The sequence below is a fragment of the Streptomyces sp. NBC_00209 genome (genome assembly GCF_045206345.1).
GTDB lineage: Bacteria > Actinomycetota > Actinomycetes > Streptomycetales > Streptomycetaceae > Streptomyces.
Genome location: NZ_CP108121.1, coordinates 2445886 through 2464905 on the forward strand (window position 1 = coordinate 2445886; position 19020 = coordinate 2464905).

General features: G+C 68.5%; 13 protein-coding genes. 10 read left to right on the forward strand and 3 right to left on the reverse strand.

Annotated features, from left to right (window positions below; translation table 11 throughout):
• Positions 1-260: 260 nt before the first annotated feature.
• The 6 genes from OG867_RS10645 to OG867_RS10670 all read left to right on the forward strand — a co-directional run bounded on the left by OG867_RS10645 (position 261) and on the right by OG867_RS10670 (position 9709).
• Positions 261-2294, forward strand: a complete 2034-nt coding sequence (locus tag OG867_RS10645) for a B12-binding domain-containing radical SAM protein (protein WP_406284554.1) — start codon at positions 261-263, stop codon at positions 2292-2294.
• A 40-nt stretch (positions 2295-2334) separates the two neighbouring features.
• Positions 2335-5514 carry an adenylate/guanylate cyclase domain-containing protein gene (locus tag OG867_RS10650; RefSeq protein ID WP_406284558.1) on the forward strand — a complete coding sequence of 1060 codons (3180 nt, stop codon included), beginning with the start codon at positions 2335-2337 and terminating at the stop codon, positions 5512-5514.
• Between the two features lie 95 nt (positions 5515-5609).
• Entirely contained in the window at positions 5610-6428 is an 819-nt protein-coding gene (locus OG867_RS10655) for a S8 family serine peptidase (RefSeq protein ID WP_328901991.1), read from the forward strand.
• Positions 6412-7113, forward strand: coding sequence for a GAF domain-containing protein (locus OG867_RS10660; RefSeq protein ID WP_328901990.1), 702 nt, complete (start codon positions 6412-6414; stop codon positions 7111-7113). The genes OG867_RS10655 and OG867_RS10660 overlap by 17 nt, the downstream gene beginning before the upstream one ends.
• Complete coding sequence (locus OG867_RS10665) at positions 7110-8447, forward strand: MFS transporter (protein WP_328901989.1); 1338 nt, start codon at positions 7110-7112, stop codon at positions 8445-8447. Before OG867_RS10660 ends, OG867_RS10665 begins: the two co-directional genes overlap by 4 nt.
• Positions 8444-9709, forward strand: coding sequence for an arginase family protein (locus OG867_RS10670; protein WP_406284562.1), 1266 nt, complete (start codon positions 8444-8446; stop codon positions 9707-9709). Before OG867_RS10665 ends, OG867_RS10670 begins: the two co-directional genes overlap by 4 nt.
• 102 nt (positions 9710-9811) lie before the next feature.
• On the opposite strand, the gene OG867_RS10675 is transcribed toward OG867_RS10670, so the two are convergent.
• Positions 9812-11809, reverse strand: coding sequence for a JmjC domain-containing protein (locus OG867_RS10675; RefSeq protein WP_406284565.1), 1998 nt, complete (start codon positions 11807-11809; stop codon positions 9812-9814).
• Between the two features lie 358 nt (positions 11810-12167).
• Here OG867_RS10675 and OG867_RS10680 point away from each other — a divergent pair, with 358 nt between their 5' ends.
• Complete coding sequence (locus OG867_RS10680) at positions 12168-13430, forward strand: helix-turn-helix domain-containing protein (protein WP_406284567.1); 1263 nt, start codon at positions 12168-12170, stop codon at positions 13428-13430.
• 84 nt (positions 13431-13514) lie between these two features.
• On the opposite strand, the gene OG867_RS10685 is transcribed toward OG867_RS10680, so the two are convergent.
• Entirely contained in the window at positions 13515-13880 is a 366-nt protein-coding gene (locus tag OG867_RS10685; RefSeq protein WP_328901985.1) for a hypothetical protein, read from the reverse strand.
• Between the two features lie 142 nt (positions 13881-14022).
• On the opposite strand from OG867_RS10685, the gene OG867_RS10690 reads away from it, so the two are divergent.
• From OG867_RS10690 to OG867_RS10700, 3 genes are all read left to right on the forward strand, one after another.
• Complete coding sequence (locus OG867_RS10690; protein WP_406284569.1) at positions 14023-14859, forward strand: arylamine N-acetyltransferase; 837 nt, start codon at positions 14023-14025, stop codon at positions 14857-14859.
• 226 nt (positions 14860-15085) lie between these two features.
• A complete protein-coding gene (locus OG867_RS10695; protein ID WP_328901983.1) occupies positions 15086-16297 on the forward strand; it encodes a pyridoxal phosphate-dependent aminotransferase in 1212 nt (403 codons plus the stop codon).
• A gap of 91 nt (positions 16298-16388) precedes the next feature.
• Complete coding sequence (locus OG867_RS10700) at positions 16389-16784, forward strand: hypothetical protein (protein WP_018100994.1); 396 nt, start codon at positions 16389-16391, stop codon at positions 16782-16784.
• A 71-nt stretch (positions 16785-16855) separates the two neighbouring features.
• Here the strand turns inward: OG867_RS10700 and OG867_RS10705 are convergent, their stop codons facing one another.
• Positions 16856-18970, reverse strand: coding sequence for a lectin-like domain-containing protein (locus OG867_RS10705; RefSeq protein WP_406284572.1), 2115 nt, complete (start codon positions 18968-18970; stop codon positions 16856-16858).
• Between the last annotated feature and the right edge of the window lie 50 nt (positions 18971-19020).

The window sequence follows — 19020 nt, forward strand, 5'->3', positions numbered from 1 at the left end:
TCCGAGGGGCGGGTGCTCGCGCGTGAGCACCCGCCCCTTCCGTGGTTCGCCGATTCCGCCCGGACCCGCAACAGCAGCACCCAGGCAAGTGGGACATGTCGTGGCGATCGCCCCCAGAGGCGTGAGAGGTGACGTACTCAGTGGAACTCCCCCCGTCCCGACTTACCGATCGGGTCAACCCACAGAACGCAGAGCTCCCCTACTTGTTGATCAACCCGCCTCTCACCGACCCCACTTACCCTTACCATTCGCTCTCCTACTTGGTCGCCAACTGCGTGGAGCACGGGTTCACCGATTTTCGGTGCGAGGACGCGAACATCAACTCGCTGAATCACTTGGCACGCCCGGAGCACGTATCCGGCCTCCTGGCCGACGCGACATCGATCCGCGAGCGTATCGGGTCGATGCAGTCCCCCAGCAGGGCCGAAGAGCTGCAATACCGGACGGCCCTCAGCGCACTCGGACTCACTGCCGACTTCATGCAGCGCGCGATCGAAGTTCTCCGCACACATCAAGACTTCTTCGACTATCCCGTCTACCAAGATGCGGCGACGGCCGCTCACCGCTTCGTCAACCTTCTCTCTCTGCGCTCGCTCCCCGGAGTCTTCAGCGGATACTCACTCCGCTTGTCGGGTCCGGTGAATCTCCTGAACAGGAACGACCTCGCAGATCCGGGCATCATCGAGAAAGTAACCGGCGGATTCACCGAGTACTTCGAGCACCCATTCGCCGAACTGCTCGCCGAACGCGATTGGCAACTGATCGGAATCTCGGTCAGCTACAGCAGCCAGCTCCCCTTTGCCCTACGTATGGCACGCCAAATCAGACGGCAGTGCCCGAAAGCCCTCATCGTCTTCGGTGGCACCGAGGTCTGCGACGACGTGAAGTACGCGCAGAATTCCGCCGATCTGTGGGAGATCTTCGCCGACGTGGACCTGCTGGTGCCCGGCGAAGGAGAAAGCCCACTGGTAGACATCCTGTGCGCGGTTCGGGACAAGGCCCCCTTCCATGAACTCCCCGGAGTCCTTGTCCCGGGAGCCGGGACCAAGGCGATCCGCCTCAACTATGAGCACGTCGGGCGGCTTCCGGCCCCCAAATACGATATCTGGGACTGGTCCTCGTACTGGTCGCCGGAGCCCGTCGTACTGTACAGCCCGACACGTGGCTGCTACTGGAACAAGTGCACATTCTGCGACTACGGACTGAACGATGACCGACCCACCTCGCCATCCCGCGAGCGACCGGTCGAACTCGTCATCCAGGACCTCGCCCAGATCTCCTCATTCGCGAAGACACTCTACTTCTCGGTGGACGCGATGTCCCCGCGGTACTTGCGCACACTTTCCGAGGCAATGATCGAGGCCGACCTCGGCCTGAAATGGAGCGCAGAACTACGCTTGGAGCGGACCTTCCCCAAGCGTGGCACCGCAGCATTGCTCAAAAGAGCTGGCTGCATCGCAATCTCGTTCGGGTACGAGTCGGCGAGCCAGCGTATTCTCGACCTCATTGACAAGGGGGTGAACATCTCCCAGGTTCCGCTCATCCTGGAGCAGCTCGCCGAAGCAGGCATCGGCGTACAGATGATGGGCTTCACAGGGTTCCCTTCGGAGACGGCGGACGAGGCCGGAGAAACATACGAGTTCCTGGTCCGGCATCAGGATCACTGGTCCCTGGCAGGTGTCGGCGAATTCGGCCTGACACCGGGTTCGATCGTCGCCAAGCAACCGACCCGTTTCGGCGTCGAGATCCTGCCCCTGCCCGAATCCCACTCCATAGCCCGGGCTCTGAGCTGGCGCGATCTCAGCACCGGAGTCGATCATGTGCCCGGTGCCGAGGACGACAGGGTCCCCTCTCGCCTGAAGTCCGCGATCAGACGCGATGTCATCGGCCGTCCGTTCGTCGGCGGAGTCGATTCCAGCCACTCGCTCCTCTACTTCGGCCACTACGGCCGGTCCCTGCTGCCACCGAAGCCGGAACGGTACGAAGGCCGTGAACGGATTGCTCCGGAACATGTCACCCACGTCCCGTTCGCAAGCCTTGCGGAGCTCTGCTCCGTGCCTGACCTCGTCGCCGCGCACGAACAGACCCTGAACCTGCTCAACCGTGTCAGCCACGTGGAGATGTCCGCCTGGCTGGACGGGGAAGGCTCCAGCCGACCCGGCACAACCGTGGCGCTTGTCATGCCGGGCGGCGTGGTCGTCGACCTCCGCCTGCCGACGGTCGATGTCGATCCCGAGCGCATCATGACGGCACTGCGTGTCCTGTCGCCCCCAGCGGCACGGGCCGGCCGGTGAAGGCCGTGGCGCACCAGAAGCCGATTCCGAGGTGGACCGCATGAGCTCCGGACCGAGCAACCCTGCCTGCGGTACATGCGCGGCACCTGCCGCACCGGACGCCAGGTTCTGCGCCAGGTGCGGTGCGACACTGACGAGAGCCGATCTCCGGGAGGCCGTTCGTCGCCATGTCGTCGTACTCTTCGCGGACCTCGTCGGGTTCACCTCCATGAGCGAGGGCCTCGATCCCGAGGCGCTCCGCACCGTGATGGACCGCTACTTCGGGCTGGTGTCACGGATCATCTGGGACAACGGAGGGGCGACGGAGAAGTTCATCGGCGACGCCGTGATGGCAGTCTTCGGGATGCCGCAGGTCGCCGAGGACGACGCCGTACGGGCGGTCCAGGCAGGCGTGGAGATCATTTCGGCCCTGGAACCGCTCAATGTCGAGCTGCGGCAGGACTTCGGCCTGGACGTCGCAGTCCGGATCGGCGTGCATTCCGGGCCGGTCTCCGCGACGTACGACAGGAGCGGGGATTTCAGGATTGTCGGCGACATCGTCAACACAGCGAGTCGACTCCAGTCCGCCGCTCCGCACAATCGGGTCCTCGTGGGTGAGGCAGTCGCCCAGTCACTCCGCGGCAGGGCGCAGATGCGGGAGGTGCCCGCCCTGACGCTGAAGGGAAAGGACGCTCCCGTCCGGGCGTGGTGCGTCGAAGGGTTGTCCTCCTCCGTCGAGACGACACAACCGACGCCGCTGATCGGGCGGGACATCGAACTCGCACAGCTGAGGCAGGTCTACGAGCGGTCCCTGGGCAACGGCCGCGGGGCACTGGTCACTGTGCTGGGCGTGCCCGGTGTGGGAAAGACCCGGCTCCTGGACGAGTTCCTCTCAGGACTGGGGGCGCCCGAGCCGGTCGTACTGCGCGGCCGTGCCCAGTCGTTCAATCGCGGGGTCAGCTATCTTCCGATCGTCGAATTACTGCGGACAGCTTCCGCGGAGTGGGCCGCCTTCGTCGAGAGGGCCTCCACGGACTCCGCCACCGCCCGCGCGGTGACATGCCTGGACGGGCTCTCCCAGCGCTCGTCCGCGCCTCGGCACGGTGCCGAAGTCGAGGAGCTGGCCTGGGCACTGCGCACGTTCCTGAAAGCGGTGTCCACGCGAAGGCCACTGGCACTCGTCTGGGAAGACCTCCATTGGGCCGAACCCGCTCTGCTGGACATTCTGGAGTACCTGGCCGACGAGCTCTCCGACCTCCCGGTGCTACAACTGTGCACGGCCAGACACGAGCTGGCCGATCTCAGAGCAGACTGGCCGACTGGCGGCACCGGGTCCCTGACCATCGATCTCGCGCCGCTCACCCCCGCCGAGACGCTGGTTCTCGTCTCTCAGCTGACAGCGCGGGGGGACGTGGAGGCACACGTGGCCGACGCGGTCTGCGATCAGGTCGCGTCCGCGAGCGAGGGCAACCCCCTCTTCGCCGAACTCCTGCTGGCCATGGAGGGCAGCTCCCGAGAACCGCTTCCCCACACGATCACCGCTGTCTTCGCAGCCAGACTCGATCGGTTGAAGCCGGAGGACCGGCGAGTCCTGGAAATCGCAGCGGTGCTCGGCCGTGACTTCGCCGGCGCGGACATCGCGTACGTCCTGGCCGAGGACGGGTACGAGCCGACGGACCTGAGCGACTGCCTCGACCGGCTGCGCCGTACCCGGATGCTCACGGGGAGCCGGATCTCCGCCAGACACTGCTTCGTACAGGCATTCAGCCGCGACACCACCTACGAGTTGTCCGGAAAGCGAAGCCGGCTGCGATGGCATCTCGCGCTGGTGAATCGCGCGGAAGGCAGGGGTGGACCTCTCCGGGAGGGCGAGTTTGGCGGCGGCAGCGAGAGTCTGCTCACCTACCACTTGGAGGCGGCCGCGATGCTGAGCCGCCAGCTTCACCCGACCAGCGCCGAGACGGAGCACATCAGCAGACGGGCCTCCGAGCAGCTCGCGGAGCAAGCGGCGGACGCGACCGATCGTAAGGACCTGCGCTCCGCCGCCGGCCTGCTGGAGCGGGCACTTGGTGTACTCGCCGACGATGCCCCCGGACGTCTCGGCCTGACGCTGTGGCTGTCGGACATCCGGTGCGAACTCGGAGAGCTCCACGTCGCGGACGCCGTACTGCGCGCCTGGTCGCCGCAACCGGGCCGCTCGCCCTCGGATGTCCCGTCCTTGGCTGTATCGATCCAACGGGAGATCATCAGCTTGCGGGCGGGGAACCGGACGATCGAAGCAGTGCTGGACGCCGAGAGACGTTTTGAGCCGCAGCTGCGGGCCGACGACCATCTCGCGTGGTGCCGATTCCACCAGCTGCGATCGCATCGCCATCTCATGAAGGAGGAGTCGGGCGCCGCGGAGAGGAGCCTGGCGGCCGCCCGCAGGCATGCCGAGTTCCTCGGTGACATGCGTGAGGTCGACCGGATCGACCGCACAGCCGTCGAGCTCGCGTTCTGGGGTCCGGCCCCCGTAACCGACGGGCTCGCCCGCTGCCGTGAACTCGTCGAACGGTTCAAGGACAGCCGCGTCAGCCTGGTTCCCATCCTCGCTGCGATGGCGGGGTTCCTGGCGTTGGACAGCCGCTTCGACGAAGCCCGGGACGCGGCCGATACCGCGGCCTCGTACGCCACCGAGCTCCGGATGCACAGCGCCGATGCCGCCCTCTTCCACCTCAGTGGTGTGATCGGCTCCCTGGCCAAGGAGCCCGAGCGGGCGTGCCGGGACTTCCGCCGGGCCAGGGACATCCTCGCGACGGCGGGGCAATCGGACGGCGAGGCTCTTATGGACGCCTACGCGGCGCGCGAGAGCGTCTCCGCGGGGGCTCCCGTACCCCCTCGCTATGCGGAACTCGACGGGCCGGACGTAAGGGCCGTCACCGACCGCAGGCTCGGCGCACTGGTCAGCACCCTGGCCGCGCGCTCGGCCGCAGACGCCGGCGACGCGGAAAGACTGACCCGGCTCGCCGGTGCCGCACTCGACTTCGCCTCCGGCATGGACGATCTCTACTTCAGGGGCGCGATCAACCGGGACGTAGCAGCCCTGCGGTTTCGCGCCGGCGACGTAGCCGGGGCCGGCCTCGCGGCGGCCGTCGCCCGGGACTGCTTCTTGGCAAAGGGGGCGCGGGCCGCGACCTCGGAGGCCGAAGACCTCCTCGCCCTCATATCCGACCAGCAACCAGCGAAAGGAGCCTCTGAGTGACCGCGCCGCCTTGGCTGAGGACTCGGCCCAGCCGTTTCCCCGGAGTACCGGCATGGGGAGTCGCCACCTCTTCGGCTCCACTGGAGCCGTTCGCCATGGAGAAGTTCCCTGCCATCACGCGCGATTGGGCCTTCGGTGGAGCCGATGGGAGGGGAGTTCGTGTCTGTGTGGTGGACTCGGGCGTCGACGGCACGCACCCGTTGATCGGCCGGCTCGAGAAGTCCGCCGCGGTAGTCCCGGACGACCAGGGGCGATGGAACGTCCAAGAGGGTGTGCACGAGGACCTGGCTGGTCACGGGACGGCCTGCGCCGGCGTGATCCGTTCCGTGGCACCCGGAGTCTCTCTCTCGTCGGTGCGCGTTCTCACCCACGGCAAGAACGGCACCGGCCAGGCCCTGCTGGCCGGACTGTCCTGGGCGATCGACCAGGGGTTCGACATCGTGAATCTCAGTCTCTCGACCACCGTCCCCGCGGTCGCGGATGAGCTCCGGGACCTGGCCGACCGCGCCTACTTCAGAAGAACCCTTCTGGTGGCGTCAGCGCACAACATGCCTGTTCTCAGCTACCCTTGGACCTTTTCGTCGGTGCTCTCCGTCGCCTGCCACAACGAGGACGACCCGATGACGTACTACTACAACGCCGGCCCTCCCGTCGACTTCTTCGCGCGAGGTGTACGCGTCAAGGTCCCCTGGGCAGGGGGTACCGAGCGTCTCAACACCGGGAACAGTTTCGCCGCCCCCCACATCGCGGGTATCGCTGCCCTGGTTCTCAGCAAGCACAAGTGGTTGACGCCGTTCCAATTGAAGTCGGTTCTCTTCATGACCGCCAACAACGTTGCCGCAGAAGGTCCCGACGACACAGTGGTCACCCCAGCAGCCCAGGGAGGAGCCGGAGAGCATGAACCCCACGCGTAGAGATGCCGAATCACGGATCAGCGAGAAGTATCTGCTCCAGTCCGTCGTGGAAGTGGCCAAGGCCGCGTTCCGCGCGAAGGCGTGCTCAGTCTTCGTGGTGGACACCGAGACGGATGAATTGATCTTCGAAGCGGTCGCGGGCGAGGGTGAGAGCCATCTCGTCGGGACAAGAATCAGTTCCGGCACAGGGATCGCGGGATGGGTGGTGGCAAGCGGACAACCACTCATCGCCGACGACCTTCAAGAAAGCAGCTTCGACCAGGAGGCCGCGCGAGAGACGGGCTACGTCCCACACACGATCGCCGCCGCCCCCATCCTGCACGAGGGCCTGTGCATCGGAGTTCTCGAAGTCCTCGACCGCGACGCCGAGCGCGACGAACTGGAGACCTTGGAGCTCGTCGGCCTGCTCTCCACACAGGCGGCTGCCGGGATCGCTCTGCTCCGGCAGCTTCGCCGGAGCTCCCGTCGGCCGGCCGGCGGCATTCCCTCGGCGACCGACAACGCGGAAGCCCTCGAAGGTATCGCCGTCGATCTACCCCGCCTCGGCTCGGACGACGAGCAACTGCTCGCTCAAGTACTCGCAGTGGCGCGTGAGATCACCCGGCGCGCGGCGGAAACCTCTGCTGCCGGCCCGTCGCGAACGGACGGATACGGACGCTCGACATCGGAGGGGCGGGAGCAGTGAGATCGTTCAGCAATCTTCTCATCAACCGTGAATACGCGCGGCTGTGGCGCGGCCAAGCCATATCCACGGTCGGTGACTACGTCTTCGACACCACGCTGACCTTGTGGGTGGCGACGGAGGTGGTCAAGGGCAAGTCCTGGGCGCCGTCCGCCGTGAGTGGGGTGTTGTTGGCAGTCGGCGCGGCCGTACTGCTCGTCGGCCCGGTGGCCGGGGTCTTCGTGGATCGCTGGAGCCACAAAAAGATCATGCTGAACACCGAACTGATCCGTGCCGCGGTCGTCGCCGCGGTCCTGCTGCTCTCGCTGATACCCCTGGACGACCTGCCCGTCGGGCTGTGGCTCGGATGCATCTACCTGGCGGTGTTCATCCTCAACGCAGCCGGTCAGTTCTTCTCCCCGGCCCGCTTCGCAGCGGTGGGTGCCCTCGTACCGGGTGAGGCGGACCGTGCCCGGGCAGCGGGGCTCGGACAGGCGACCACGGGCGCCGCGTCCATCCTCGGCCCGCCCCTCGCGGCTCCGCTGCTCTTCAGCGTGGGAGTGCAATGGGCCATGGCCGCCAATCTGGTGTCCTACCTGTGCTCGTACGCAGCGACCCGCTCGGTGCGCTTCCCACCCTCGCAGGACACGAGCACGGTGGTGACCGACCCCGGATCGTCCGCGGTTCGGCGCTGGTCCCAGGACTTCCTCTCCGGCCTGAGGCACTTCGCCGGGAACCGCCTGCTCGTAGCTCTGTTGGCGAGCGCGGTCATCACGCAGATGGGAACAGGAGCGCTGAACACGCTCAACGTGTTCTTCGCGACCGGGAACCTCCACGCCTCCCCGGGCCAGTTCGGCTTCGTCTCCATGTCCTTCGGGGTGGGGGCGATCGGGGGAGCACTCGTCGGAGGCCACGCGGTGGGCCGGCTCGGTGCGCGGAAAGCCACCTGGCTCGGCCTGATCGTCTCCGGTCTCCTCGTGTGCGCCTACTCCCGGCAGAGCGTCTTCGTCGTCGCCGTCGTGCTGCTGATGCTGGTGGCCGTCCCGGTGGCGGCCCTGAACGCCGCGATGACGCCCCTCCTGCTCGAATCCACGCCCCCGGAGTACCTGGGCCGCGTGGTCGCCGTCTTCAATCCCGTCAACGAGCTCGCATACATGCTCTCGGCAGGAGTGGCCGGCTGGCTGGCGAGCACGGGCCTGGCCCACTTCGGCGGACACGTCGCGGGGATGGCCTTCGGACCCGTCGACACCATCTTCACGGCTTCCGGCATCATGATCATCATCGCCGGCTGCTACGCCTTCTTCGCCCTGCCGCGGGAGCGGACCGCAGTGGCGACGCCGCTGGAGGCAAAGGCATGACCACCACGGCCGGCAGCAAGGGTGCTGATCGGTTTCTCGTGACCGATCCCCACCTGATCCGTACCGCCGCCCGGGAAGACGGTGCGACGTACTGGAATACGTCCAATGGCAAGCGCTTCGCCGTCGGGCCCTCTGCGGCGCTCCTCCTGGAGCAGCTCCGCACACCGACCGCCCAGAAGGCTCTTGTCGGCCCGCAGACTCCTCCCGAGTCCTTGGTACAGCACTCCCTCCTCGATCAACTGCACGACCTGGAGCTGATCATCAGCGGCACCGAAGGCATCGGGCCCGTGGCCGGTGCCCTCTGCCCCACCCCGCCGGCGGTGGGCCTGTTCGGCTGTGAGGGGGTGAGCCTGGCCGCGGCACTGAACGATGACTCCGTTCACGGAGTCATCGTGGGCATGCCGTACGACGTCGGGACGACAGGCCGCCCCGGCGCTCGATTCGGGCCCCAGACGCTGCGGGGAGCCAGCCGGACGATCTTCCGGCAATCGGTTCCGGGAGACAGAAGCGGCATGTACGACCCGGTACGGGGTCGCCGCGTCCTGCACGGGGTCGGCCTCGCGGACATCGGTGACGTGAGCGCCGCAGACGTGCACGAGCGCAACGGCGACACAATGGACGTGCTCGAACAGATCGTCGGCGCGACCGTGGCCGCCGGAAAGTTCCCCGTGGTGCTGGGAGGCGACCATTCCATCAGCCTGCCCGCTATACGCGGCGTGCTTGCCACACTTCCCAGGCTGGGGATCATCCACTTCGACGCCCATCCGGACTACCGCAGGCCCCGTACGGACGATTGGCGGGCTTCCTGCCACCACGGGAACTTCATGGGGTGGCTGCTCGGGGACCCCGGCGTCGAGCGCTTGATCCAGTTCGGTGTTCGCCAACTGCTTCCGGACGAGATCGCCTCGAACGACGATGTCACCGTGTGGCCGGGTGTTTCGGCGGCCACCGCAACGCTGGACGCTGTCCTCGCGGACCTGCCGGATGATCTGCCGTACTACGTGACGATCGACGTGGACTGCCTGGACCCGCTGGTCATGCCCAGCACCGGCACTCCGCTTCCCGGTGGGTTCACACACGCCCAGCTCGTCGATCTGCTCGATGGCCTGTGCCGGGCGCGCCGGATCGTCGGAGTCGATCTCGTCGAATACATGCCCGACGGCAACACCCTCACGGGGCATGTCGCCGCCGACATCCTGCTCAGGGCCCTGGACAGTTCCTTGACCGGCAGGGAACAAAGGCCGGGGCCGCACCGAGGCTGAGGCGATGAACGTTTCCGGCGGCCCCTCTCCCGGCGGGAGAGGGGCCGCCGGACGCCCAGCTGTCGCCGCGAGGACAGGGGGCGCCGGAACCGACGACTCCGATCAGCCTCGCCCTTCCGCCAAAGCACGCCCCCACGGAGTCAGAGGCGCGCTCCGGAACGCCGCCGGCCCGTCGCCGTCGTCCATGCACGCAAAGGAAAACGCCGGCACGTTCGCGAGGAGCTCCCCGACACGCGAGCGCAGATACGCTCCGCGCAGTCGGCGCATCCACTCCTTCCGTTCTGCCGCACCGCCGCTTCCTTCCGCTACGAGGGGGAACGACTCGGCGATGACGTCCACCTCTTCACGCGCCTGCGCGGCTGCCGCAGCCAGCGCCAGGCCCCCGGTCGAGCTTGCGTCCCCCCACGCAAGTCCCGGCATCTCGGGGACCGAGAGATCGTCGATGCTGTCGACAGCCACCGCGTCACGAAGGAGCGCCCAGGAAACCAGCGGCGCCGAATGCCCGCTGACGGCCGTTGCCTTGTCCAGATCATCGAGCTCGGTGGCGACCCGCCGCCTCCACTCCTGCGGCGGTACCTGGGACCCCAGGGGCCGCCATGGCGCCAACCGGGACAGCCACTCCGACCGGGCCGTGGTCACCGTGATCCCGTTCAAGGAGGACGCCAGTGCCACAGTGCCCTCCCCGTCCGCATCGGTGCCCGGTTGGCGCAGAGGAATCAGCCGGCTCCGTCCACCCGGTCCGAGACGGTAGAGCTCGCCGTCTCGCAGGTCGAGCGTCACGCGTTCGGGGTGGTCCGGGAGCAGGAGCCGGATCCCGGACCGACGAAGAGCCAGGTCGCCGTCCTCGTCGACTCCGACGGTGAGAGTCGTCGAGGTGTGCTGCGAGGCCGACAACAACTCCGGCAGGAGGGCGATCCCCAACGCATGTGCCAGAGGGTCCTCGGCGCGCGTCCGTTGGGCGGCCATCGCGCTGTCACGCTCCGCCACGGAGAGCCAGGAACACACATCGGGGTCACGCAGCACGGCGTCCAGGCTGTCGGATGCCAGCCCTTGGATGCCGTTCACGACAGCCCGATACACCCGCTTGGCGTCGTCATGAGTCGTCCGGGCATGACGTTCCTGGCATTGCCTCAGGATCCTCGTGAGATTGCGGGCGGACCTGGCCCGCGCAAGCTCGGCGATCCGTTCGCTGTCCAGTCGGACGTCCTCCGGACGTGAATCGATCCGGTCCGTGTAGCCGCGGACCAGCGCCTCGTCCCAGGACAACTCCCGGTCCCGATCGAGGAACCGGCTCTTGAGCGACGTCGTTCTTCCCTCGCGGTCACCCAGTCGGGCAATTACTTCGGGTCGCATGCGTTCGGGCACGTCCGTCGTGACGAGCTTCTCCAGAACCGAGCGCCGCTCCGCCGAGCTGCCGGGACCCACAACGAGTGGCGTGGACCATCTCACGTCACGGCGGAGCTCGTTGAGTGCCTGCTCCTGGAGAGCGTGGAGGGCGGTGGCGACGTTCACGACAAGGCTCACACTGGTGCTGTCTCCGTCGGAGACCCCCCAATGGATCCAGTTGGTGGGAATGTAGAGCACATCGCCCGCTCGCACCTCGAAGGCCCGAGGCGTGGACGGCATCGACGCGGCGCCGAGCCCCGGTTCGCACAGGACCCGCCTGCGGCGGTCATCCGGATGAATTCCCTCGGGTCCACTGAGAAACCACGTCTTGTTGCCGGTCAGCTGAATCGTGAAGTTGTCGCTTCCGTCGTAGTGACTACCGATGGAGGACGGGCCCGCCGTGGCGAAGACATCGCACCAGACATCCCGCCATTCGAGCCACTCCCGCGCCTGGTCCACCAGCTCCGCCACTCCTGGCAGGCCCGAAGTCATCCCCTCCAGAAACCAGACGGTCACACCGTCCGTCTGGTGCGGCGTTCCCCCGCGGAGCAGCGCGACGATCTCGTCGCGTGAGGGGCTTTCCGGCAGGAAGTTGCCGGCGGAGCGGGGTAGGTACAACGGTTGCTGTCTCCAGTAACGCGCCATGAAGTCGACAGGCAGCGAAAACGGCGTGGCTGCAGGCTCGTCCTTGCTCGGCTCATGAGTCGCAGACATGGCGTCCTCTCGTTTCGGATGTGAGCCAGCCAAACCTAGAGGGACGGTGCGGCGGACAAAGGCAGTTCCTGCGGCGGTTTCCGCCCGGCACGTTGACTTCTTCCCGAAGGTTTCGCGTCACTCCGCGACGCCCGCTCCGGACCCGAGGACGGCAGCCCAGGCCAGGGTTTGCACCGTGGGTTGCTGGTGTCATGGCCCTCGTTGAGATGCTGTCGGGTCATATGCCCACAGACGCTTGTGTGAACTACATGACCCATGCAAGCATCTTCGACGGCGTCAGCATGTGACAGCACAGGGATGGGCGTAGGGCAAGTCCGCTGTGACGCGGACTGGCCGGTCGCGCGAAGACAGGGGGGTCATGCAGCGCCAAGCAGAGGGAAGAGCCGGCGAGAGAATCAGAGCCCAGCGCATACGGAAAGGCCTGACCCAGATCAAGTTGGCCGACTTGTCCACGGTGGGGGTCCGCACCATCCGTGAACTCGAGGCGGGTCGAACATTGCGGCCGCACCCGGTGACGCTGCGTCTACTGATGAGCGCACTGGGAATCCCTGACGACGATCACGCCGTGACGGCCCACTCGTGGGAGAGCGGAACCGGTCAGGGAGACGCGGCCGACGACTTGAAGCCACTGTCGCCGCTTCCTGCCACGTACGGTGATTTCATCGGCCGGGCGGACGACCTCGCCCTCCTGACCGGCGTGCTGGTGCAAGGGCAACGTCTCGTCACGGTCACGGGCTTTCCCGGGAGCGGGAAGTCCAGGTTGGCGATCGAAGTCGCCGGGGCGGTGCAGAAGTCGACCGGGATTCGCGTGGTCTTGGTGCCAGGTGACGGAGAACCGGTCGCGGCCATGCACGCGAGCGCCTCGGCGAGATCAGCTACTGGCGGTCACCGGGAAGCCGTACTCAACTCGCTGTCCCTCGGAGAACCCGTGCTGTTGGTGATCGACGGCGCGCAGCGGGGAGTCTGGCCTGCCGGGATACCACGACCGCCCCATCCCTCGTTCCAGGTACTGGCGACGTCCAGGCGCTCGCTCGGGCTCCCCGGGGAGATCGTGCACTCGTTGTCCCCACTTGCCGTCCCCGCGCCGGCCACCCAGGGCACCGACGCCTGCCCCGCGGTGCAACTGCTCATTCAGTTCATTCGAAGATTCCAGCCCGACTTCCGAAGAACCGCGTTGACCGATCATTCACTCGCGGAGTTGTGCCGGAGGCTGGACAGCAACCCGGCCCTTCTTCAAGGCATCGCCGAAGACTTCAGCATTTTCGAGGCCGAGAGCCTTGTCGGCTACGTCACCGCTGACCTCGTTTCGGCAGTGGCCGAGGCCGCACCGGCTGTCCTGGCCGGCGCGAGGGAGGTGCTTGCCGGTCTGGACGCTGCGGAGACTGAACTGTTGCTGCAGGTCTCCGGGCTCACCCCGGACTGGTCGGTCGACGATGTCGCGAACCTTCTGAACGAACCTCCCCTGCGAGTGGGCCGCCGCGTCCGAAGCCTCCTCGACGCCGGCGTTGTCCAACCGCGCGCGGCTTCCGGCGCACCACGTTTCCAAGTGCTCCGACTCGTACGCGCGATGACGGGGGGCATGGCGACAGCCCCTCTCTCCCCCTCCGCGGGTCATGCCTGACCCGCGGACGGCCCTCGCGGCGGCAGCCCTCGTGGAGAAGGAGTCAGGCGGTCCGGTCCGTGCCCGAGACCCTTCGGCGGGGATTCACTGCCCGTCGGCCGGACGCGTCCCGGCGCCCGCACCGCTCACCGCCACCGCCGCCGCCTCCCGCGACAGCTGCACGGCCTGCCGCAGGCTCAGCCCCGGCTCAGCCTGGCGCAGCGCCTTGACCGCCGCCACCGCGTCGAGGGGCCCGACGTACCCGCCCGACGTGATCCGCCGCGCGGCCCACCGCCCCCGGAGCTCCGCGTCCGGCGCCCCGGTCTGCGCCCCGGCCAGCGCGAGGGCCCGCTCCAGGCCGGGGCGGTCCGCGTCCGAGGCCCGCGCCAGCTCCTCGCGCAGCGCGGCGGCCACGGCGTCCGCGTCCCGCACCACGATCACGGCCATGTCCTTCTTCCCGTTTCCGATCATGTTCCGACCCTCCCCCGCGGCACCCCGGCGCATACGGCCCTTGAGGTACTTCAGAGGTACCGGAGGACCAGGACCGGCGGACCAGGACCACCCCTCCCCGGGACGGAGGCGGCGGACCGCCGCCCCCGCATACCGTCGGGTCATGACTCGCGACGCCGCCCACGCACTCGGCCTCGACGCCTACCTCGCCCGGATCGGGTACGACGGGGAGCGCCGCCCCACCGCGGACGTACTGCGTTCCGTGCACCGGGCCCACGCACTGGGCGTCCCGTTCGAGAATCTGGACCCGCTCCTCGGCACCGCCCCCTCGCTCGCACTGCCCGACCTGGAGGCGAAGCTCGTACGGGGCGGGCGCGGCGGCTACTGCTACGAACAGAACACCCTGTTGGCCGCAGCGCTCCGGACCCTCGGCTTCGGCGTCACCCTGCTCGCCGCCCGCGTGGTGCTGGGCGCGGCCCCCGGTGACGTCCGGCCGCGCACCCACATGCTGATGGAGGTCCGGGTGCCGGACGAGCCGGACCCGTACCTCGCGGACGTCGGCTTCGGCGGGTCCGGTGCGCTGCTGGCACCCATCGCCCTGGTCCCGGACGCGGAGCTGCGCGACACCCCGCGCCACCACCGGCTCGTCCGGCTGCCGCACGACGGGCCGCTGGACCTGTGGGAGCTGCGGGCCCGGACACGGGACGGGGCGTGGGAGGGGCAGTACGCGTTCACCCGGGAGCCCTTCGAGGCGCCGGACTTCGAGGTCATCAATTGGCACATCGCGACCAACCCGCGCTCGCCGTTCTCCCGGCTGCTGTACGTACAGCGCACCACCGAAGACGCCCACCTGTCGCTCTCCGGCCGCACACTCGTGGTGACACCGCACGACGGCGGTGCCCCGCGCGAGCGGGAGCTGGCGGACGCCGACGAGGTGACGCGCGTACTGGCGGAGGACTTCGCACTGCACCTCCCGGAGGGCGCGCGGCTTCCCGCGTGAGCCCCGGCGCACCCCAGTCCGTGGCGTATGTCACCCGTTCCGGTCCGTCACACCTCCGCGCCACCCCATTCCAAGCCCCGGGCCTCCCGTGACCGGCGTTCCCACGGTTCGCGGGAGGCGGGCGCATGGCGATGGAAGCCCGTGCGGAGGCGTGCCGCCGCCCGGGCGGGCCAACCGGCGGGCAAAGCCCGGGCGACCCGTGAAACACAGTCGTAAGCTCGCTGACATGCAGGTCATCCAGTCCACGAAGCTCGCCAACGTCTGCTACGAGATCCGCGGCCCCGTGCTTGAGGAGGCGATGCGGCTGGAGGCGGCCGGGCATCGCATCCTCAAGCTGAACACCGGCAACCCCGCCGCGTTCGGCTTCGAGTGCCCGCCCGAGATCCTTGAGGACATCCTGCGCAACCTCTCCGGGGCGCACGGCTACGGCGACGCGAAGGGGCTGCTGTCCGCGCGCCGGGCGGTGATGCAGCACTACCAGACCAAGGGCATCGACCTGGACGTCGAGGACATCTACCTCGGCAACGGCGTCTCCGAGCTGATCCAGATGTCGATGCAGGCGCTCCTCGACGACGGCGACGAGGTGCTGGTCCCGGCCCCGGACTACCCGCTGTGGACGGCCTCGGTCTCGCTGGCGGGCGGCACGGCCGTGCACTACCGCTGCGACGAGCAGGCGGACTGGATGCCCGACCTCGCCGACATCGAGCGGAAGATCACCGACCGCACCAAGGCGATGGTGATCATCAACCCGAACAACCCGACGGGCGCCGTCTACGACGACGAGATGCTGCGCGCGCTCACGGAGATCGCCCGCCGGCACAACCTGGTCGTCTGCTCGGACGAGATCTACGACCGCATCCTGTACGACGGCGCCACGCACACCCCCACCGCGACGATCGCCCCGGACCTGATGGTCCTCACCTTCAACGGGCTGTCGAAGAACTACCGGGTCGCCGGTTACCGCTCCGGCTGGATGGCCGTCTGCGGCCCCAAGGCGCACGCCTCCTCGTACATCGAAGGGCTGACGATCCTGGCCAACATGCGGCTCTGCGCCAACATGCCCTCGCAGCACGCGGTGGCCACCGCGCTCGGCGGCCGGCAGTCGATCAACGACCTGGTGCTGCCCGGCGGCCGCATCCTGGAGCAGCGCGACGTCGCGTACGACCTGCTGACGCAGATCCCGGGCGTGACCTGCGTGAAGCCGAAGGGCGCGCTGTACCTCTTCCCCCGGCTCGACCCCAAGGTCTACAAGATCAAGGACGACCGGCAGATGGTCCTGGACCTGCTGCGGGCCGAGAAGATCATGGTGGTGCAGGGCACCGGGTTCAACTGGCCGGATCCCGACCACTTCCGCGTGGTGACGCTGCCCTCGGCCGAGGATCTGACGGACGCGATCGGCCGGATCGCCCACTTCCTGGACGGCTACAGCCAGGTCTAGCGGACCTTCGCTCAAGCTTTTCTCGAAGCCGAACAACTTTAGACTGAATCCAAGCTAGGATGGTTCTCACAGCACCACCAGGAGGCCATCCATGTACGAACCGATCCGCACCAAATCGGTCCACACACCGGCCGACCACGCCGGCGACTTCCCGCACCGCACCCGCGAGGAGGAGCTGGACATCCAGCTCGCCGGACACCTGGCCGCCCTGCTCGCGGTCACCGACGAGCTGGGTCTCGGCGAGGCGGGCGACCGCATCGCCGGGCAGGTCGCCAGGCTGCGCGGCGCCCCGCCCGTCCGGCACGCCGGGCTCAGCGACGCCCCCGCGCCCGTCCTCCACCGCCGCGCCCACGCCCTCGCGGGCCGGGCCCTGGTGGTGGCGGCCTCGCGCGCCGACACGGCGGTCGCGATCCTCTCGGCCGAGCGCATGGACGCCCACACCGAGGCGCTCGCGGCCGACGCCCGGACGCCGGTCGGCGCCCACTGACGGCCCCGGTCCACGCACCGCAGAGGCGCGTGGACCGGGTGCCACCCATGTTCAGTTGTCACGCGTGCCCATCAGTGCCGGCCACGCGGCCTGGACTTCATCCGTACGGTGACGACGCCGGCCAGCAGCAGGAGCACGGCCGCGATGCCCGCACCGGTCGCCGCGCTGCCGGTGTCGGCCATGCCGCCGCCCCCGCCGTGCCCGCCGCCACCACCGTGGTGGCCCCCGTCGTGCGTCGGGTGCGGACCCGGGGTCCAGGACGGGCCGGGCCCGTGGGTGTGCGTGTGGGTCGGCTTCGGCGACGGGCTCGTGCTGTCCGTCGGCGAGGGGGTCGGGGTCGGGCAGTCGTCCGTGGGCGACGGGGTCGGCGTCGGAGTGGGGCTCGGGCTGGGGCTCGGGTTCGTCACCGGGACCTCGGTGGTGCAGGGCAGCTCGGGCGCCCCCTCCGTGGTGCAGCGCGCGCCCGGTGTGTCGGAGGTGACGGCGTTGCGCAGGACCGCGTCACCCTCGTCCGGGTCGTCCACGGTGACCGTGTAGGTGATCGTCACGGAGGCGCCGGGGGCCAGCTCACCGGACCAGTCGAGCGTGTCGCCGTTCACCTGCGCGGTGCCTGTGGTCGCGGTGGGTCCCGTGGTGAGCGAGGCGTCGTCCAGGACGCCGGACAGGTCGTCGGTGAGGTGGGCGGGGCTCAGCGTGGTCTCACCGCTGTTGGTGGCGGTCACGGTGTAGGTGACGGAGTCGCCCGGCTCGGCCTCGGCCGGCTCGGCCGTCTTGGAGATGTCCAGCACCTGGTCGAGCTGCTCGACGGGGACGGACGCGGAGGACTCGTTGGACGTCACGTCGCTGTCGCCCGCCGTGCCCTGGGCGGTTGCCGTGTTGGTGAAGGTGTCGTTGACGACGTCGGCCTCGGTCAGGACGTGGGTGCCCTCGCAGACCATGGACGAGGTCGCGGACCCCATCGGGCCGAGCGTGGTGGAGGGGCAGGTCACGTCGGTGACGGACGGGTCCTCGACATAGACGTCGGTGAGCTCCGACGTACCGGTGTTGGTGACGAGGAACTGGTAGTGCACGGTGTCGCCGACCTCGAAGGGCTCGGTGGCCGCGTTGTCCGGGGGCGCGACGGTCTTGACCAGGTTCAGCTGGTCGAGCGTGTCCACGGAGCCGGCTTCGAGCGCGCGGATGAGGTGGGTGTCGATGCTGCCGCCGGTCGATCCGGAGAAGCCGAACTTGTACGTGGGCGGGGCGTCGGCCGTCATCTGCGTGGACAGCACGGGCTGGAAGCCGGCACCGTCGTCGAAGTCGATCTCGACGTCCACGGTCGGCCGGGTGTCCGGGCTGACCGTGATGTGCACGGTGCGCTTGGCGGGGAGCGGGTCGGTGCCCTGCTCGCGCAGGCTGCCGGGCAGCGTGGAGCGGAAGCCGGACGGCTGGGTGTCGTCCGCCTCGATGGTGGAGTCCAGGAAGCAGTAGCCGTCGTCGCCCTGCCCGGGGCCGCGCAGCGTGACGGTGTCGGGCACCGGGAGTTCGCTGGTGACCGGGGACTTCTGGCCGTCGGGGCAGCCGTTGCCGCGCAACTCCGCGTCGTTGGCGAAGTTGCCGTACGCGTCGAGCCCGACGCCGAGGTAGCCGCCGTCGACCCCGGGTTCCAGGTTCCGCTGGGCGTACCCGAGGGAACCGCCGTTGGCCCCGGCCTTGGTGAGGTCCACCGAGCCGTCGACCAGGAAGAAGCCGATGCCGTCGGCGCCGGCGTCCCCGGTCCCGTACTGGTACTGCTCGAACGTGACGTCGAGCCCGCCGTTGCCGGGCAGCGGGCGGTTGTAGAGCATCCCGCCGACCCGGTAGTAGTCGTGGTCCGTGAGCTGGAGCCACCCCGGGGTCTCGCCCGGCGTCGGCACGGGCGGGGTCATCTGGGAGGCGGGGTCGTCACACGGGCCGATCTGCGACTGGTCGGCGGGCGGTTCGGCCGACGCACCGGTCAGGCAGGCCGTGTCCAGGGGTACGAAGCCGGGGTCGGCGACCGAGGTGCCGGTGAAGGTCTCGTCCAGCAGCACGGACTCGCCGAGCGCCCGGGCCGACGAGGTGGCGGCGGGTGTGGCGTCGGAGGTGGGTCCGGCGGACTGGGCGACACCGGAGGCGGTGGTCAGCAGGAGCCCCAGCGCCGTTCCCGCACAGGCGGTGGCCGCCACGGCCGGAACGTGAAGCAACCGTTCATATTTGCGCATGAAAAAAACATAAG

What these genes read in the sequence shown, in the direction of transcription:
- OG867_RS10650 (WP_406284558.1), top strand. Translation starts at nt 2,335, where the DNA reads ATGAGCTCCGGACCGAGCAACCCTGCCTGCGGTACATGCGCGGCACCT.
- OG867_RS10655 (WP_328901991.1), top strand. Translation starts at nt 5,610, where the DNA reads ATGGAGAAGTTCCCTGCCATCACGCGCGATTGGGCCTTCGGTGGAGCC.
- OG867_RS10660 (WP_328901990.1), top strand. Translation starts at nt 6,412, where the DNA reads ATGAACCCCACGCGTAGAGATGCCGAATCACGGATCAGCGAGAAGTAT.
- OG867_RS10670 (WP_406284562.1), top strand. Translation starts at nt 8,444, where the DNA reads ATGACCACCACGGCCGGCAGCAAGGGTGCTGATCGGTTTCTCGTGACC.
- OG867_RS10675 (WP_406284565.1), bottom strand. Translation starts at nt 11,809, where the DNA reads ATGTCTGCGACTCATGAGCCGAGCAAGGACGAGCCTGCAGCCACGCCG.
- OG867_RS10680 (WP_406284567.1), top strand. Translation starts at nt 12,168, where the DNA reads ATGCAGCGCCAAGCAGAGGGAAGAGCCGGCGAGAGAATCAGAGCCCAG.
- OG867_RS10685 (WP_328901985.1), bottom strand. Translation starts at nt 13,880, where the DNA reads ATGATCGGAAACGGGAAGAAGGACATGGCCGTGATCGTGGTGCGGGAC.
- OG867_RS10690 (WP_406284569.1), top strand. Translation starts at nt 14,023, where the DNA reads ATGACTCGCGACGCCGCCCACGCACTCGGCCTCGACGCCTACCTCGCC.
- OG867_RS10695 (WP_328901983.1), top strand. Translation starts at nt 15,086, where the DNA reads ATGCAGGTCATCCAGTCCACGAAGCTCGCCAACGTCTGCTACGAGATC.
- OG867_RS10700 (WP_018100994.1), top strand. Translation starts at nt 16,389, where the DNA reads ATGTACGAACCGATCCGCACCAAATCGGTCCACACACCGGCCGACCAC.